Origin of the sequence: Pseudorhizobium tarimense, from assembly GCF_022968135.1 — a bacterium.
Lineage (GTDB): Bacteria > Pseudomonadota > Alphaproteobacteria > Rhizobiales > Rhizobiaceae > Neorhizobium > Neorhizobium tarimense.
On record NZ_JALJRA010000005.1, the window covers coordinates 193,322 to 210,279 of the forward strand.

The 16,958-nt window shown below is 60.6% G+C and carries 19 protein-coding genes; 8 read left to right on the forward strand and 11 right to left on the reverse strand.

The genetic code is table 11. The features are described 5' to 3' along the window. Positions 1 to 9 precede the first annotated feature (9 nt). The 4 genes from MUU54_RS07660 to MUU54_RS07675 all read right to left on the reverse strand — a co-directional run bounded on the left by MUU54_RS07660 (position 10) and on the right by MUU54_RS07675 (position 2,134). Positions 10 to 216, reverse strand: a complete 207-nt coding sequence (locus MUU54_RS07660) for a hypothetical protein (protein ID WP_247243439.1) — start codon at positions 214 to 216, stop codon at positions 10 to 12. Between the two features lie 47 nt (positions 217 to 263). Next, positions 264 to 428, reverse strand: a complete 165-nt coding sequence (locus tag MUU54_RS07665) for a zinc ribbon-containing protein (RefSeq protein WP_247243440.1) — start codon at positions 426 to 428, stop codon at positions 264 to 266. Between the two features lie 103 nt (positions 429 to 531). Continuing rightward, positions 532 to 996, reverse strand: coding sequence for a YbhB/YbcL family Raf kinase inhibitor-like protein (locus MUU54_RS07670; RefSeq protein ID WP_247243441.1), 465 nt, complete (start codon positions 994 to 996; stop codon positions 532 to 534). Between the two features lie 70 nt (positions 997 to 1,066). Continuing rightward, a complete protein-coding gene (locus MUU54_RS07675) occupies positions 1,067 to 2,134 on the reverse strand; it encodes an AI-2E family transporter (protein WP_247243442.1) in 1,068 nt (355 codons plus the stop codon). A 436-nt stretch (positions 2,135 to 2,570) separates the two neighbouring features. Here MUU54_RS07675 and MUU54_RS07680 point away from each other — a divergent pair, with 436 nt between their 5' ends. Further along, positions 2,571 to 3,485 carry an aromatic acid exporter family protein gene (locus MUU54_RS07680; protein ID WP_281433261.1) on the forward strand — a complete coding sequence of 305 codons (915 nt, stop codon included), beginning with the start codon at positions 2,571 to 2,573 and terminating at the stop codon, positions 3,483 to 3,485. Between the two features lie 19 nt (positions 3,486 to 3,504). Here MUU54_RS07680 and minE read toward each other — a convergent pair whose 3' ends face one another. The 7 genes from minE to MUU54_RS07715 all read right to left on the reverse strand — a co-directional run bounded on the left by minE (position 3,505) and on the right by MUU54_RS07715 (position 9,985). After that, positions 3,505 to 3,765 carry a cell division topological specificity factor MinE gene (minE, locus tag MUU54_RS07685; protein ID WP_247243443.1) on the reverse strand — a complete coding sequence of 87 codons (261 nt, stop codon included), beginning with the start codon at positions 3,763 to 3,765 and terminating at the stop codon, positions 3,505 to 3,507. Continuing rightward, positions 3,762 to 4,577, reverse strand: a complete 816-nt coding sequence (minD, locus tag MUU54_RS07690) for a septum site-determining protein MinD (RefSeq protein WP_247243444.1) — start codon at positions 4,575 to 4,577, stop codon at positions 3,762 to 3,764. Before minD ends, minE begins: the two co-directional genes overlap by 4 nt. Before the next feature lie 32 nt (positions 4,578 to 4,609). Then, positions 4,610 to 5,341: a septum site-determining protein MinC gene (gene minC / locus MUU54_RS07695; protein ID WP_247243445.1), complete on the reverse strand. Its 732-nt coding sequence runs from the start codon at positions 5,339 to 5,341 to the stop codon at positions 4,610 to 4,612. Positions 5,342 to 5,487: 146 nt separating this feature from the next. Beyond that, the gene (locus MUU54_RS07700; RefSeq protein WP_247243446.1) at positions 5,488 to 6,012 is read right to left on the reverse strand and encodes a hypothetical protein; all 525 of its coding nucleotides are present in this window, start codon (positions 6,010 to 6,012) and stop codon (positions 5,488 to 5,490) included. A gap of 13 nt (positions 6,013 to 6,025) precedes the next feature. Continuing rightward, positions 6,026 to 7,852: a DUF294 nucleotidyltransferase-like domain-containing protein gene (locus tag MUU54_RS07705; protein ID WP_247243447.1), complete on the reverse strand. Its 1,827-nt coding sequence runs from the start codon at positions 7,850 to 7,852 to the stop codon at positions 6,026 to 6,028. Positions 7,853 to 7,944: 92 nt separating this feature from the next. Continuing rightward, positions 7,945 to 9,711, reverse strand: a complete 1,767-nt coding sequence (locus MUU54_RS07710) for a sodium:solute symporter family protein (RefSeq protein ID WP_247243448.1) — start codon at positions 9,709 to 9,711, stop codon at positions 7,945 to 7,947. A gap of 13 nt (positions 9,712 to 9,724) precedes the next feature. Continuing rightward, positions 9,725 to 9,985, reverse strand: coding sequence for a DUF4212 domain-containing protein (locus MUU54_RS07715; protein ID WP_247243449.1), 261 nt, complete (start codon positions 9,983 to 9,985; stop codon positions 9,725 to 9,727). Positions 9,986 to 10,477: 492 nt separating this feature from the next. Here MUU54_RS07715 and MUU54_RS07720 point away from each other — a divergent pair, with 492 nt between their 5' ends. From MUU54_RS07720 to MUU54_RS07750, 7 genes are all read left to right on the forward strand, one after another. Then, positions 10,478 to 11,011, forward strand: coding sequence for a superoxide dismutase family protein (locus MUU54_RS07720; RefSeq protein WP_247243450.1), 534 nt, complete (start codon positions 10,478 to 10,480; stop codon positions 11,009 to 11,011). A 427-nt stretch (positions 11,012 to 11,438) separates the two neighbouring features. Further along, complete coding sequence (locus tag MUU54_RS07725; protein WP_247243451.1) at positions 11,439 to 11,639, forward strand: hypothetical protein; 201 nt, start codon at positions 11,439 to 11,441, stop codon at positions 11,637 to 11,639. A gap of 71 nt (positions 11,640 to 11,710) precedes the next feature. After that, positions 11,711 to 12,385, forward strand: coding sequence for a hypothetical protein (locus MUU54_RS07730; protein ID WP_247243452.1), 675 nt, complete (start codon positions 11,711 to 11,713; stop codon positions 12,383 to 12,385). 96 nt (positions 12,386 to 12,481) lie between these two features. After that, on the forward strand, positions 12,482 to 13,489 hold the full coding sequence (locus MUU54_RS07735) for an SDR family oxidoreductase (protein WP_247243453.1): 1,008 nt from the start codon (positions 12,482 to 12,484) through the stop codon (positions 13,487 to 13,489). 378 nt (positions 13,490 to 13,867) lie between these two features. Further along, on the forward strand, positions 13,868 to 15,100 hold the full coding sequence (proV, locus tag MUU54_RS07740; RefSeq protein WP_247243454.1) for a glycine betaine/L-proline ABC transporter ATP-binding protein ProV: 1,233 nt from the start codon (positions 13,868 to 13,870) through the stop codon (positions 15,098 to 15,100). A 24-nt stretch (positions 15,101 to 15,124) separates the two neighbouring features. Continuing rightward, positions 15,125 to 16,006 (forward strand): ABC transporter permease, encoded by an 882-nt coding sequence (locus tag MUU54_RS07745; protein WP_247243455.1) that lies wholly within the window; start codon positions 15,125 to 15,127, stop codon positions 16,004 to 16,006. A 61-nt stretch (positions 16,007 to 16,067) separates the two neighbouring features. Then, entirely contained in the window at positions 16,068 to 16,937 is an 870-nt protein-coding gene (locus tag MUU54_RS07750; protein ID WP_247243456.1) for a glycine betaine ABC transporter substrate-binding protein, read from the forward strand. Positions 16,938 to 16,958 lie beyond the last annotated feature (21 nt).

The following is a 16,958-nucleotide window of genomic DNA, read 5'->3' on the forward strand; positions in this document are numbered from 1 at the left end:
TGGCTCCAACTAGATGGGGCTGATGCTGGGAAGAAAGAGGATCACCTGAGCGCGCTCCTCGTCGCCGAGCCGTTCGATATGATCCTGCCAGAAACGTTCGGCCTCATCAGGCTCATCGTCCCACTGGCGGACGTTGACAATGTTGTCGTCGACCTTGGACTTTCGGGTTCCGCCCAGCCGGAGATATTCCTCCGCGAGTCTTCGAGGTTCGGTCATCTCGTCCTCCTGGCGGAGCCGATAGTGCTTCGACCACGCCGCTTGCATCAGCTCTTGTTGCCTGGTTCGTGATATCGGGTATCGAACGTGTCGTTGCCGCAGTTGGGGCAGAGGGGAATCTTGTCGCCCTTGGTCACGTGCGTCTGCTGGTGACAGTTCTCGTAGCGGAAGTCGCCGGTCTCACGCGCGGTCTCGCCTGCTTTGGCAGCCATGAGAAAGCCTCCTGTTCATGCTTTTCCAGCTGCCGAACCACGACCGTTCACCAAGGTTGCAGGCGCCGGTAACTTTATCAGCAGCCGGCACCTCGCGGCAAAGTCACGCCACCTCGTAGGTTCCGGTCAGCGAGGCTTCTGCAAGGCAATGCTTGCGAGCCTCGTTCCACATCGGCTCGATGCCGGCGACGTCAGGAATGGCCAGGCTCGGGACGTCCAGTGCCGCAAGGCGGAAGTGGTAGTGGTGGACCCCATGACCCTGCGGTGGCTGGGGACCATCATACCTGCCGTTGCCGAAGTCGTTTCTGGAAAAACGAGGAGCGCCCCCTGGAGCGGTGTCGGCGCTTTCCGGCAGTCCCTCCCAACTGGCGGCGATATTGAATGCTCCGCAGTGCCGGAATGTGCCGCTTGGCGCGTCCGGGTCTTCGACGATCAGAACGAAGCTTCTCGTGCCCGCCGGTGCGCCGGCCCATTTCAGGGGAGGCATCAGGTTTTCTCCCAGCCGCGTGTGCTTGTCGGGCAACCGTTCGCCTTCTGCGAAAGCCGGGCTTATCAGCGTCATCGCCATTTCAACCTCCTCTTCGGTGATCCGTGCTTGCCCGCACCGAACACTATCTGGATGGCTCGGTTCCCAAGAACTATGGTTGCTTGGAGGCGCGGGCGGGGGCGCCCTGCCTCTCTTCGGTGAAGATGCCCCAGGCGGAGATGAACAGGGCGGCGACCAGGGGCCCCAGAACGAACCCGTTGATGCCGATAAGCGATATGCCGCCGATCGTCGAAATCAGGACGATGTAATCGGGGAGTTTCACTTCCTTGCCAACCAAAGGCGGGCGCAGGAGGTTGTCGACCAGGCCGATTCCGAACGCCCCGATCATCACGAGGATCACCGCCTTGATCCAGTAACCGGCCAGGGCGAGATAGATGGCGGTCGGCACCCATACCAGGGCGGCTCCAACGGCGGGCAGAAGCGAAAGGAAGCTCATCACCACACCCCATAGAAGGGCGGGCTGGACACCGAGCGCCCAGAAGGTGACGCCGCCGATCGCACCCTGGATGATGGCGATGATGACGTTGCCGCGGACGGTCGCACGGACAACGGAGGTGAACTTGGCGGTGAACTTGCTCGTATGTCCGTCGCTCAACGGCATCGAGCGCCTGATGGTGCGCGCGAGCGCGCGACCGTCACGAAACAGGAAGAACAGCAGGTAGAGCATGATCCCGAAGGCAATGATGAACTGGACCGTGTTCTGACCGACGGTGAGGGCGCGACCAGCGAAGAAGCTGCCACCGCGCATCAGCACGCTTGAGATGCGTTCCTGCATCTCCGCAAAACCATCGAGCTCCAGTGTCTCCAGACGCTCTTGAACAAAAAGCGGAAGCGACTGCTGGGCTTGGGTGAGCAATTGGCGCAGGTCGATCTCGCCGCTGTTGATCCGCTGGTAGAGCTCGTTTCCTTGTTGAACGAGTGAGGCCAGAATGATCAAGCCCGGCACGATGACCAGGCAGAGGCAGATCAGGACGGATAAGGCGGCGGCCGCATTGTACCGCCCACTCAGCGCGCGTTCAATCCGCATATGCAGCGGGTAGAAGATGATCGCGAAGACAAGTGCCCAGAAGATCGCGGAATAAAACGGCAAGATGACCGCTATGAAGGCGAGCGTGACAAGCACCAGGAGAACATAGAAGCCGACCCGCTCGGTACCCATTCCAACTCCATCCGCTCCAAAGCCGCCGGAACAAGCCCCGAAGATATCTGTTCGATCCCTGTCAGAAATCAAGCTTTCAAAGCGAAATTCAACCTCGGCCGGAAGGGGCACGGGCCGCGCTGGCCATAGGCTGTGCGCTCTGTCTTTACCGCAGGGCTGCTATCCATGTGGAGGATATCAACGGTGTCCATCGTCACCGGCGAGCGCCGCCATCAAACGAAAGAAGGGAAATGTGGGTGGAAGCTCTTTGCGAGCCTCCGGCGCAACAACTGGCAAAAAAATGTCAGGGTCGCCTTGCAATCCGCCGGTTCGCCGTTGTCGCCTATGTTTCGGCTCGGGCAGTGGGACTGCCGGAGGCATCCTGGGCGGTCTTTTCTGCCTTGTTCGTGGTCCACTCGAACATTGGCGGTACGGTGCATAACGCGACCAGCGCCTGCTGGGCGGGGCCATAGGCCTTGCTCTTGGTCTTGCGGCAGTCAGTCTGTTCGGTCGGGACCCATGGGCCACGGTTGTGGCGCTCGTTGCGGGAACAAGCTGTATGACGCTGATATCGAGCATGAGCGCCTGCCTGAGCTATGGTCTGCTGGCCGTGACAATGCTGATCCTGGCGCCGGGAAGTGAACCTTATGAAGGGGCGTTGCTGAAGGCCGTGGAGATCGGCGTTGGCTGCTTGAGTGGCGTCGCCGTCACAGCGCTCCTGTTCCCCAGGCGGGCGCATCGGGAGGCGGATCATCATCTGGCGAAAGTTGCCAGATCCTGTGCCCCAATCCTCGAGGAATCGCTGAAGTCGATCGAAACGCAGGAGCTGAAGGACTTGCAGAGTGCCCATGACCATGTGGAGCAGCAGTTGCAGCTTGCGCGCGCCTCCTCGCTTCAGTCTCGGCCTCACTTGCGCTCGCCGTCCAATGTCCATCGACTGCGCGACGAGCTTCGCAGGAAGCTCGAACGGCTTTGGTATACCTTGGCCCTCGTCGATCGGCTGAGGGATGCTTTTGCCTCGTCGCCCCCTCCACCGGAGGTGAAGCAGGCAAGCGAGGCAGCACGGCGAGCGATGACCGAAAGGCTGAATCGCATCGCAGATTTGCTTGAAGGCCAGCAGGTGAAGAAGAAGAATTTGGCGGAGCGAGATCGGGTAGAGCCGGGTGTGAGCGGCAGACGGAACGACTCGGGATCGTTCCTTTTCAGCTTCGCCTGCGGCGAGATCGAAGCAGCCATCGACGATGTGGTCGAGACGGGCCCAGGATCTTCCACGACCGATGATCGGTCAGTGAGTTTAGCCAAGATGACGAAGTCACCTCCGGCGAGGCAGTCGCTCAAGTGGAAGAGCCGCCTTGGCAAGGCGGCTCTTTAAATTGAGAGGAGGGTGGCGCTCAAGCTGCCTTCATCGCGCTTGGCAGGGGGATCTCGACTTCGATCTCGAGCACCGAAACATGCTCATCGCGATCCATGGTCACCTGAACGCGATCGGCATCGACCTGAACATGCTTGGCGATCACTGCGAGGATCTCCTCACGCAAGACGGCGACCAGGTCCGAGCCCGCGGATGCGCGTTCGTGAGCGAGAAGGACCTGCAGCCGCTCACGCGCCAGAGGTGCGGATGTTTTTTTACGAAAAAGGCTGAAGATGCTCATGCGGCCTTCCTTCCGAAGATTTTGCCCAGGAAGCCTCGCTTGTCACCAGGGATGGTGATCGGCAGCGTCTCCCCGGCCAAGCGGCGGGCTGCGTCAAAATAGGCCATGGCCGGAGCGCTGCGCGCATCCGCCAGGGTAACGGGGGCGCCCACGTTAGATGCCTTGAGAACATCCATGCTCTCGGGGATGATGCCGATAAGCGGAATGGACAGGATCTCGAGGACGTCGTCGACCTTCAGCATGTCGCCGCGTTCGGCGCGGTTCGCATCGTAACGGGTGAGGAGGAGGTGCTTTTCCATCCGCTCGCCACGCTCGGCCTTCAGCGTCTTTGCGTCGAGCAGGCCAATGATGCGATCGGAGTCGCGAACGGAAGAGACTTCCGGATTGGTGACGACAACCGCCATGTCGGCATGACGCATGGCAAGCGTGGCGCCCCGTTCGATGCCGGCCGGGCTGTCGCAGATGATCCAGTCGAAGTATTTCTTCAACTCGTTGATGATGCGCTCGACGCCCTCAGCCGTCAGGTGATCCTTGTCGCGGGTCTGCGACGCAGGCAGGAGGAAGAGCGTCTCCAGGCGCTTGTCGCGGATCAGGGCCTGGGGCAACTTGGCGTCGCCCTGGATGACGTTGACCATGTCGTAGACGACGCGTCGTTCTGCGCCCATCACGAGGTCGAGGTTGCGCAGCCCGACGTCGAAGTCGACGACGACGACCTTTTCATTCCTCTGCGCAAGCGCTGCACCCAATGCAGCCGTCGACGTGGTCTTGCCGACGCCGCCCTTGCCGGAGGTGACTACAATGACCTTCCCCATACTGCTCTCCTGTTTACGCTGGCCGCCCCGGCTCAGCTGAGTGTTTCTGCCATGATAACGTCGCCTTCGAGCCAAAGCTGGACAGGTTGTCCGCGAAGGCTGGGCGCCATGTCCTCGGCCATCTGGTAGATGCCGTCGATTGCCAGCAGCTCCGCCTCAAGTTTGCGGCAGAAGATGCGGGCCGATGAATTGCCAACGGAACCCGCCATCACTCGTCCGCGGAGCGCGCCGTAGATGTGCACGGAACCGCCTGCAATGATCTCCGCGCCGGATGCGACCGAACCCACCACCGTCACGTCACCTTCCGGGAAGATGACGGACTGCCCCGATCTCACCGGCTCATGGATAACGATCGACTGCGTTTGTCCCCGTGGTTCCTTGGTCGCTGGCTTCGCGGGTTGGACCGGCTCCGCCGCCGCCGATTCAGCCGAAGGTTGCTCGAAGTCGGCAACTGGGCGCCCGCCTTTCAGGAGCGGCGGCATACCGGGGCCGAGCATCGATGGGCGCGCGCCCTCAATACCCATGATGCTGACATTGCGCTGCCCAAGCCCAGAGATCAGCTCCGTCAGCTGTGTGCGGTCGATTGCCAGATCGGTGACATCGAGCACGACAGGACGACCCAGGAAGAACCCTGCCGAGCGAGCGGCAAGATCGTCCAGTCGAAGCAGCCACTCGTCGAGGGGCAGATCAGGGGAAAGGACGACTGCCAGGAAGGAGCGGCCTTTGATGCGGATCGAGCGGGAATCGGTTAGCACTTTGGTCATCTTGGTGAATAATGTGTGACCAATGTGTACCGGCGATATGGTTAACAAATAGTTAACGCGACTGCCGGAGATTAAGAATCACCAGCCTCACCCCGCCGTTTCAGCCTGTGCCCCAGGTGAGCGCGACCCGCTGCGGTTACGTTCGCTTATCCTGGACGACAGGCGATCTCCAGAGCCGGATCAGCTGGATGCAGATCCGCCCACTGTGCACCCGTGATCGCGCCGTCTTCCGCCACCGAAATGTCGTTGCCGAGGAGGTCGGCGCGTCGGGCGTTGTTGCAGTCGAAGACGACCTTCACCCGAGCCGAAGGCTGCCACCGGGCCGCAAGAAGCAGGTCGACCATCACCTGCCCGGGCTGACCTGGATGGCGCTGCGCCGTCCTCAGATCGACTGCGGTGAAGCGGTTGACCACAGGGGCGTAATAGGTCCACGGACGCCACGCTGCGCGGTCTTCATTCGTCCAGGCGACCTCGACACCATCAGGCATTGCGAACTCGGCCCGCGAAAACCAGCTGTATTCGCTCCAGAGCGCATATGAGAGCATGCCGAGGCCCGCCGCAGCAGGAATGATCCACTTCGGCAAGCTGCCGCGGCTTAACCAGCGAACCGCCATCGCCACCCCGGCGATCGCAAGACCGGCTACGACAGCAGCGATCAGTTCGAACAGCATCTAGGGGGTCCTCTCAAGATCTGGCCGCGCGACCGTTGGCCAACGCAGATTGCATGGTTCGCACGACGACGAAAGCGTCACGAAGGTGAGACCGCTCGAAATCACCAAGGTCATACGGGCCGAGATAATTATCTGGACGATTAGCCGCCTTCACCTGCGCCGCTTGGTTTCGCAGCCGCAGCTCGGCGATCAGGTCATAGGCTGCGATCAAGTCCCGAGCGCCGCTTTCGGAGATGACCGCCGCTTCCTCCGCCGTCAGAAGCCGAGCACGGGTGTTAACCGCCGTCAGGCGCCCCATCAAGGCGTAGACGCGGCCGACGTCCACCACGGGAACGACCCCGTTGTGCTTCATATCGATCTGGTTGCGACGATCGCCCGCGCGCATCGTGGCGAAGCCGCGGAGCAACCCAAGTGGCGGGGCATGCTTCAGGGAGTTGCCGATCATATGCGCGACGAAGATGGAGTTCTGGCTTGCGTGCTCCAGTGTCTCCGCCTGAAGTTCTTCGAACAGCCTGGCCTCGCCGGCGATGGGGCGCAAGTCGAACATCACGCTCGCCAGCATCTGCGCCATCGGCTCGGGGGTTTCGATCCATTGCCGGAAATACTCGCGCCAAACCCTCACCGGCTGGCACCAGCGCCGGTTGGTGGCCATCATGTCGCCCGGGCAGTAAACGTAGCCGCAGGTGTCGAGGCCATCACTGACGAAGCGGGCGAGATGTTCAAACCAGCCGCGGTGACTTTCGTTGAAGCTGTCGTCGATGAAGATGCAGTTGTCCTGATCGCTCACGCTCGTCTGTTCCTGTCGTCCCTGGCTGCCGCAGGCGAGCCAGAGGTAGGGGAGAGGCGGAGGGCCGAATTCCTCCTCAGCGAGAGAAATTAGACGCCGGGTCGCCGCATCCGCTATGTCGGTTATGAGACGCGTCACCACCTCATGTGCATGGTTGCCCCCCACCAGTTGTACCAGCAGTTGCGGGATGCGAGCGGTTATCTTCGAGAGCTCCGTGGCGCTTGTGGCGCGGGCCACTTCGCCCACCATGGAGGCCGATGAGATGGCCTGGTAGCGGGTGAGGTCGGTTTGCGTGACCATGCCGATGACGCGCTCACCGTCCATGATCGGCATATGCGCGATCCGGCGCTCAAGCATGATGTTGAGAACATCGGACACCAACGCCCCTTCTTCGAGGCCCACGGGCGCAGATGTCATGACTGCTAAGACGGGCGTCGCTGCAGGCTCAAGGCCCTCCGCCAGAACGCGCGCGGTAAGATCCCCGGTCGTGATGATGCCGACAAGACGTTTGTCATCGACGACACAGAGGCTGGAGACGCGCCGATCGCGCATCAGCGCCGCTGCAGCCTGTACCGTATCGGTCGGCATACAGGCGATTGGTGGCGAGGACATGAGGTCTGCGACCTTGCGGAAGGCTAGGTCGCTGCGCCGGTTGTCGCTCGCTTTGCCGCGGGTGAAGAAGCGGCTGTAGACGGGATGCTCGTTCGTCAGCCGCCGGAACTCGGCAGCAGGCAACACGAGCAGTAACGCGTCGGTCAGGGCGCTGGCATTGGTCGCCGCTCGGCCATCGGCGAGAAGTCCTCGCTCCCCGAGCGTGTTGCGTGGGAATAGTTGTGAAATGAGGCTGCCGGACGAGTCCCTGACCTCAACGCTTCCGTCCATGATGAGGAAGAGCCCAGGGAGCTGCTCGTTGAGGGCATAGATCTTGCTGCCGGCTTTGAGGTGGAGAGGCTGAAAGCGGCGGATTACGCGCTGCAGTTCATCCCGCGGCAGACTGTCATACGGATGGACCGTCTCAACGAAGGTGGCGATGTCCGAGGCGGCATCTGCCATTACAAGCCTCTCTCATTTGGCCAACATCGGGCGAGCGGCCTGCAGGAAAAGAACGGGCGGCTTTCGCCGCCCGTTCTTCGCTCTCGTGGTGATCAGTGTCCGGTCGCCGCACCTGCGCCACGTGGGACGCGGATCGACTCTACCAAATCCTGAACATGACGTGGCGGCTCCTGGGTCATTGCCGACAGGCCGAAGGCAACGGCGAAGTTGAGCAGCGCGCCGATCGGGCCGAATGCTGTCGGCGGGATGCCGAACAGGTAGTTCGCAGGAACGTTCTCCAGCATGTTCGTTCCAGGGATGAAGAACCAGCCCAGGTAGGTGAAAAGGTAGAGGCAGGTGACGATCAAGCCCACCAGCATGCCTGCCGTCGCGCCGATCGAATTCACGCGCTTGGAGAAGATGCCCATCATCAGGACAGGGAAGATACTTGCTGCGGCCAGGCCGAATGCAAGTGCGACCGTCTGTGCCGCAAAGCCCGGAGGGTTGAGACCCAAGAGCGTTGCAACGAAGATTGCGCCCGCCATCGCGATACGAGCGACCATCAGTTCGCCCTTTTCGGAGATGTTGGGAACAAGCCAGTCCTTCACCAGGTCATGGCTGATTGCCGACGAAATAGCGAGCAGAAGGCCGGCAGCTGTGGACAACGCGGCGGCAAGACCGCCGGCGGCGATGAGGCCGATGACCCAGCCCGGAAGCTGCGCGATTTCTGGGTTTGCAAGAACCAGGATATCGTTGTTGATCGTCAGCTCATTGCCGGACCAGCCACGCTGCGTTGCCGTTTCGTTGAAGCCGGCTGCTGCGTCGTTGTAGTACTGGATGCGGCCGTCGTTGTTCTTGTCCTCGAACTTCAACAGGCCGGTAACTTCCCAGTTGCGCATCCAGTCGGGGCGCTGTTCATATTCGACAGCCGGCTGTTCGACGCCATTCGGGAAGATCGTGTCGATGATGTTGAGGCGAGCCATCGCACCAACAGCCGGAGCCGTAAGATAGAGAAGCGCGATGAAGACGAGTGCCCAACCAGCCGACCAGCGTGCATCAGCCACCCGCGGAACCGTGAAGAAGCGGATGATGACGTGCGGCAGACCGGCCGTACCGATCATCAGCGACAACGTGAACAGCGTCATGTTCAAGAGCGAGCCCTGGCCGGTATAGGCGTTGAAGCCCAGATCCGTCACCACCTGGTCCAGCTTCTGCAGCAACGGAACGCCTGCTTCCGTATGGGTGGAGAAGAGGCCGAGCGGCGGAATCGGATTACCGGTGAGCTGGATCGAGATGAAGATCGCCGGAATCGTGTAGGCGATAATCAGAACGACATACTGGGCCACCTGCGTATAGGTGATGCCCTTCATGCCGCCTAGAACCGCATAGACGAACACGACGGCCGAAGCGATCCACAGACCGGTCGAGACTTCCACTTCGAGGAAGCGGGAGAAGGCAACGCCAGCGCCGGTCATCTGGCCGATGACGTAGGTCACCGAGATGATGATCAGGCAGATCACGGCAACAAGGCGTGCACCCTGGCTGTAGAAGCGGTCCCCGATGAACTGCGGAACGGTGTACTTGCCGAACTTGCGCAGGTAGGGAGCCAGAAGCAGGGCGAGCAGCACGTAGCCGCCGGTCCAGCCCATGAGATAGGTGGAGTTGATATAGCCAACGCCGGCGATGAGGCCGGCCATGGAGATGAAGGAGGCGGCCGACATCCAGTCTGCAGCCGTCGCCATGCCGTTCATGACGGGGTGAACGCCGCGGTTAGCGGCGTAGAATTCTGCCGTGGAGCCGGCACGGCTCCAGATGGCGATGCCGATGTAGAGAGCGAAGGACGCCCCTACGATCAGCAGATTGAGCGTATATTGATCCATAATGAGCTCCGCCTTACTGTTCGTCGACGCCGTATTCGCGATCGATCCGGTTCATGTACCAAGCGTAATAGAAAATCAGCGCGATGAAGACGAGGATCGACCCTTGCTGGGCGAACCAGAAGCCGAGGTCAGTCCCGCCAACGGGGATGACCGACAGCAACGGCCGCAGCAGAATGCCGAACCCGTAAGAAACGACCGCCCAGATGACCAGGCAGATGGTGATGATGCGAATGTTTGCGGCCCAATAGGCATTGGACGAAGAATTGTCCGCCACGTTTGCTCCTCCCTTTCCTCAGATAGCGCCTTAGCGCTGACCCCTCCTTGCCCACGCCGCTCCCGAATCCCAAAGCGGATAGACAAGTATCAAGGACTAACCAAACCCGGTCTTTCCGTACATCCTCCGTTAGTCGTACTTCCACAGAAGTTCCTTCCGCAGGTGCTATCTAAGTTCTGATTTTTTGCTGCAATGCGGTATGAAATACTTGCCTAGCTCGCGAATCTGCTCCCGCAAAACAACTGACCTGTGCAGGTGGCATAGGAGTAAGAGATGGTTTGGATGCCTCATGAGACATCTCGACGACCGTCCGCCCGCAGCGCCGTCCGCTGCTGAGCCTTTTCGAGCTAGGTCTCGGGCAACTTTTCCAAATGGCTGGAACTCGTGGGAGCGAGGTCGGTTAGCCCTGTGTGTCTTTGAGCGCGGCGCAAGTGCGGCGTTTTGAGCCGCAAATGCGGCAGGCACGATGGCAGACACAGACAGGAGAGGCGGATGAGACGACTAGTCGAAGCCGCAGTCTTATCGGCTGCGATGATTTCCCCGGCCTTGGCGCAAGACGCCACGACGAGCCCGGAGGTTGGGAGGGCAACCTTCATTGACCCCGAGGGCAATTCGATCGGGACTGCCACCGTGAAGGCAACGCCCAACGGCCTGTTGATCAAGGCGAAGGTTGCCAACCTGCCGGCCGGGCCGCATGGATTCCACATCCACGAGACCGGTGAATGCAATGCCGAGGGCGGTTTCCAGTCTGCGGGCGGCCATTTTGCCCCAGCCGGCAACGAGCACGGCTTCATGGTCGACGGTGGACCGCACGCCGGTGACTTCCCGAACCAGACTGTAATGGAAGACGGGACGATGGTGGTCGAAGTCTTCAACAAAGACCTTACCTTGTCCGAAGGCGAGAATGCCGTGCTGGACGACGACGGCGCAGCGATAGTCATCCACTCGACGGCCGATGACTATCGAACGCAGCCGTCCGGGGCATCGGGCGACAGGATCGCCTGCGCGGTCATCGAGCAGCGATAGGTTCTGCGGCTGTCGCGCCGCACTGGATTCGACCAAGATCTGAAGCGGACTTTGGCGAGCGAGAGTTCGCTGCGCGATGGCGCATGCCCGCTTCCCAACAAGAAGGAGAACGACCATGAGGGAAGTGGATACAGCACTTGCCGTCATTCTGGCCGCATCGGCCTAGCCGGCGGTGGCCGCCGCACAAGCTGCCGACAACGCCGGCGTCACTGGTGGCGCCGATCAGGTGCAGCAAGCGAGCGACAATGCATTCTCCCACTGGGACATCAACAGCAACAACGCCTTTAAGGCGACGAATTCACGAACGGGCTGCACAGCCCCTGGAGCGGCTCCGATGGCCAGCTCGACGACCAGGCCTTCAACGTCGAATTTGCCCAGCCTCGGTGAAGCTTCCTCTGGCTTAGAGCGTGGCCGTTGGAGTCAACTCATGACGATCGTCGGCGCATGCGGTGGTTGCGGGAAAGAGCCCACACGGGGCGATATCCGGGCCTTCATTGCAGATTGGGAGAAGCAGAATACATATCGGAGACAACTGCTGGACGCTGCCGTCTCGCATATTGGATTCGTCATTCGAGCCGATGGAGATGGAAAGAAGGTCGCCGCGGCCATATTGGGACAGGCACGCTGACCAACCGTGGTGGTGGGCATGGCCGGAACAGTGGCGGCGTTCAGCGGTTAACTCCGAAAATGGAGATCATCATGAGAGAGTTGTTTGCCCTTCCCCTGGTGGCTTCGGTCGCCCTTCTTCCGGGATTTGCCACCGCAGAACGCACCTGTGGAGCAGTGGCGTCCGATGCCGGTTCACCTGGTTCCTCTTCCACAACCTGCAAGATGCCGCTCGGAGTACTTCTCGCGCAAACCGACACTCTCGCTACCGAAAGCGAAACAGTTGATCCGGTGGAGCCCTCCGACGTCGACGCGGGCGGATGGCTCGACCGAGCGAAGCAGGCCGTGCAGGACGCGGGGCGCGAGATCGGAGAGGCTGCGACGGCAACCGGCCGATCGGCTGCCGAATATCTTTCCGACAATCCCGACCTCAACCGGCAGGTGCTGGAGTTCGGGCAGGATCTTGGGGTTCCAGGTTTTGGAGCTGCGCCCGCCAGCGGCGCGCGACTTGATGCAACCTTGGGCTCTGATGGTCAGCTGCATATCGAGGCCGCGGGTCTTCCGGGAAACCAGGAGGTACACCTGGGCTGGCTGGACCAGGAGCGGTTCGTGGCACTTGAAACATTACGCACCGGCGACAACGGGCGGATCGACACAATGGTCGCAATGCCCGCAGACCTTACGGTCAATCAGCAGGTGACGCTCGCGGTGGAAACCGCGGATCGACGCCTCCGCCTCGCCTCAGATCCCATCACAGTAGAACGTTGATGGACGCGTTCGCTCGCCTTCCATTCGTTGCAGTGTGACTGAACAAAGATGCCTTCAACGCGTTGCGTCAGCGACGATTCATCATTGGAGGATGCTGTGGTCGCGGAAGTTCGCAAACCGACGGTTGTCATTACGGGTGCATCGGCGGGCGTAGGCCGAGCTGTCGCGTGCGCCTTCGCCAAAGAAGGTTGGCGCGTTGCTCTCGTGGCCCGAGGGGTTGCCCGTCTGGAAGCCACCGCCGAAGAGGTGCGCCGATTGGGCGGGGAACCGCTGGTCCTGCCAGCCGACGTCGCTGATGCGCAAGCTGTTGACACCGTTGCCGCAAGGGTTACGGCAGAATGGGGGGATATCGACGTCTGGATCAACAACGCGATGGTTACCGTGTTCGGACCCGTCTCCAAGATCACGGCGGATGAGTTCAGACGCGTGACGGAGGTGACATATCTCGGACAGGTTCATGGTACTCAAGCAGCGCTGCGCGAGATGAGCAAGGTCGGGCGCGGGACAATTGTGTGCATCGGTTCTGCACTCGCTTATCGTTCGATACCTCTTCAGTCAGCCTATTGTGGCGCCAAGGCAGCCATAAGAGGTTTCATCGATTCCCTGCGTAGCGAGCTGATACACGACGGCTCTCCGATCCGGTTGACCATGATCCATCTCCCTGCCGTGAACACGCCGCAGTTCGACTGGGCTCGTTGCAAGATGGACAGGCAGCCTCGTCCGGTGGCGCCGGTATTTCAGCCAGAAGCAGTCGCTGAACAGATCTATGACGGTGCCATGTCGGCGCCCCGTGAGCTCTGGATCGGAGGTACGACGGTCAAGACGATCATTGGAGGCTTGGCAGTCCCTGCGCTTGCTGACAGGCTTGCCGCCTCGCAGGCCTATGAGGGACAGATGGACGAGCTTCCGGTTGATCCTTCCCGCAGGGACAACCTCTTTGATCCAGTCGACATAGATGCGGCGGACAGAGGGAGGTTCGGCAAGGAATCTGCCACATCCGTGGGATCCATCTCCGGTTCGGCGGCGCGCGTTCTTTTGGCAGGTGCTGGGGTTGCAGCCTTCTCTTCCTTGGCTTTCGCGCTTCGGCGGGTCTCCAGGCATTAGTTGGGAAGCCGTTGACGCCTTGCGCCGCCCATCGCCGGCAGATAGTTGCGTTGCAGTCACCTGTTTGGTCTCAATTTGAGCAAGCGATTTTCTTCTTGTTCTTCGCGGAGAACGAATTTTCTATGGACATCGTAGTTCTCCTGCTTTAGGTAATGATCACTCACCTGAGCGACCACCGCGCCGAAGATTTTCGGCTGCGGTCAATATTCGTGTCGTTCAACAATTTGGTCTCCTGCGGGAATATCCCATGCGGGGTGATCCTGTTATCAGTCTCAGTGCGCCTAAGCGCGCGTCGTCGCCCGTTGTTCGATCTAATACTGAACCGGGCTTGATGTTAAACGGAGGTTTGCCTTGCCGCGGCGCGAGGCTTGGATTTTTATGGACGCTATTACTTCTGCTCCGGAGCCGGCTGTCGAGGCGCGGGTCAAGATCGGCTTGAAGAACGTCTTCAAGATATTCGGCGAACGCCCGGACAAGGCGCTCGCCATGGTGAAATCGGGCAAGAGCAAGTCAGAGATTCACGCTGCTACAGGCTGTGCCATCGGCGTCAACGACGCCAGCTTCGAGATCAAGGATGGCGAGATATTCGTCATCATGGGGCTGTCCGGCTCGGGCAAGTCGACACTCCTTCGCCTTCTCAATCGACTAATCGAGCCGACTTCCGGTTCCATCGAGGTGGATGGCCAGGACATCACCAAGATGTCGCGCAAGGAATTGATCGAGATTCGTCGCCGGGACATTAGCATGGTGTTCCAGTCCTTCGCGCTTCTTCCGAACCGGACGGTCCTGAACAATGCAGCCTTCGGGCTGGAGGTCGCGGGGGTCGGCGAGGCGGAGCGGAAAGCGAAGGCGATGCATGCGCTGAAAGCCGTCGGGCTGGAGGGCTATGCAGGCAGCCGACCGAACCAGCTCTCGGGCGGCATGAAACAGCGGGTTGGTCTTGCGCGTGCGCTTGCCAGCGAGCCGACCATCCTCCTGATGGACGAAGCCTTTTCTGCGCTCGACCCACTGATCCGCACGGAGATGCAGGATGAACTGGTCCGCCTGCAGGCGGAACACAGCCGCACGATCGTGTTTGTCAGCCACGACCTGGACGAGGCAATGCGTATCGGCGACAGGATCTGCATCATGCAGAACGGCAGCGTTATCCAGGTGGGGACACCGGACGAGATCGTCACTCAGCCCGCCAACGACTACGTCCGTTCCTTCTTCCGCAACGTCGATGTGACGCAGGTATTCAAGGCCGGCGATATCGCGCGCAAGACGCAAGTGACGATCATTGACCGGCAGGGCGTATCGGCGGCGGCTGCACTGGAGCGGATGCAGAACTTCGACCGCGAATACGCAATCATCGTCGGACGCGACAAGAGATACCAGGGCATCGTCAGCCAGACGTCGCTGGTGGAAAAGGTCAAGTCCAAGGCGGCGGATCCTTATCGAAGCGCGTTTCTGGCCGACATTGAACCGATCGCTGCAGCGGAGCCTTTGTCGAGCCTCCTTGGAAGAGTGGCAGGCAGCCCCTGGCCGCTCCCGGTGGTCGATGAGTACGGCCGCTACCTTGGCTCCATCAGCAAGTCCATGCTTCTCGAAACGCTTGATCGCGCCAGCTGAGCAACTCAGGGATAGGATGCAATCATGAACTTCGACATTGGTGACGGCGTCGATACGATCGTCAACTATATCCTCGACAACTTCTCTCCTGCCCTCGATGCGATCGCAGCCGCAATCGGGCTGGTAACTGGCGGCATTCAGGATACGCTGACGGCTCTTCCCATGGTCGTCGGTCTTGCAATTTTCGTCGCCCTTTCCTTGTGGCGGGTCGGTCTAGGCTTTGCCATCTTCACAGCCATTGCTCTCTGGCTTGTGGACCAGATGGGCCTTTGGCCGGCCATGATGGAGACGCTGTCGCTTGTCATCGCCTCGACCATCATCGCCATGCTCTTCGGATTGCCGCTCGGGATTGCCATGGCCGCCAAGGATTCGGTGGCATCCGCGGTGCGACCCGTGCTGGACCTGATGCAGACCATGCCGGCCTTCGTCTACCTGATACCTGCCGCCATGTTCTTCGGGCTCGGTGCGGTACCAGGAACGATTGCCACCGTCATCTTTTCGATGCCGCCGGTCGTGCGCCTAGCGAACCTCGGCATCCGGCAGGTGGACGTGGAGTTCGTCGAAGCCGGCCAGGCCTTCGGGTGCACCGGCTCACAGCTGCTCTTCAAGGTGCAGCTGCCGAATGCTCTTCCGTCCATTATGGCCGGCATCAACCAGACGATCATGCTGTCGCTATCGATGGTGGTGATCGCCTCCATGATTGGCGCCGGCGGCATTGGCAATACCGTGTTGACAGGGATCCAGCGTCTCGACGTCGGCACGGGCTTCGAAGGCGGCCTCGCCGTCGTCATCCTCGCCGTGGTGCTCGACCGCATCACGCAGAGCTTCGGGAAGGAGCGGCCAGCCTTCTGGCACACCCTCTTCCCCGTCGGGGCGCGACAAGAGACCAAGCAGGCGAACGCCTGAACGTCGCGCAGACCAAAATCGGGCAAACGCCCTTATGCGAACCTTCAAAAAAGGAGCAGACATGATCAAGAAAATCGTTTCGCTAAGCCTTGCAGCCGCAATGGCCAGCAGCGTCGCCACCACCGCTCTTGCGCAGGATGCCGAGCCGGTGAAGATCGGTTGGGCCGCCTGGTCCGACGCGGAATTCGTCACCAAGCTTGCCGCCAAGCTGATCGAAGACGAACTGGGTCAGGAAGTAGAGCTCGTACAGACCGACGTTGCCCCACTCTACCAGGGTGTGAGCCGCGGCGATCTGGACGCGATGATGATGGCATGGCTGCCGCAGACGCATGCGGACTACTACGCCAAGATCAAGGACGATGTTGAGACGCTCGGCACAGTCTACGAGGGTGCGAAGCTCGGTTGGGTCGTCCCGAACTACATCCCGGAAGATGCGATCAGCTCGATCGAAGACCTTTCCAAAGACGAGGTCAAGGAAAAGCTTGACAACACAGTTCAGGGCATTGATCCGGGCGCCGGCCTGACACGGCTGTCGAAGCAGGCTCTGGAGGACTATGGCCTGGAAGACTACAAGCTGCAGATCTCCAGCGAAGCGGGCATGCTGACGACCGTCGACCGCGCCATCCGCTCTGAAGACTGGTTCGTCGCCACGTCCTGGAGCCCGCACTGGATGTTCGGCAAGTACGACATCCGCTACATCGACGATCCGAAGAACTCGCTGGGCGAGGCGGAGCACGTCGACGTTCTTGCGCGCAAGGGCTTCAAGGACGACAAGCCGGAAGTCGCAGCCTTCCTGTCGCGCATGCAGCTGCCGATCTCCGACCTTGAGGCCGGGATGTTCGATGCACAGGAAACCTCCTATGACGAGGCCATCGCAAAGTACATCAAGGATCATCCGGACCAGGTGAAGGCCTGGATCGGCGAAGAGTAATCCAAAGGTGCCGGCCGGCTT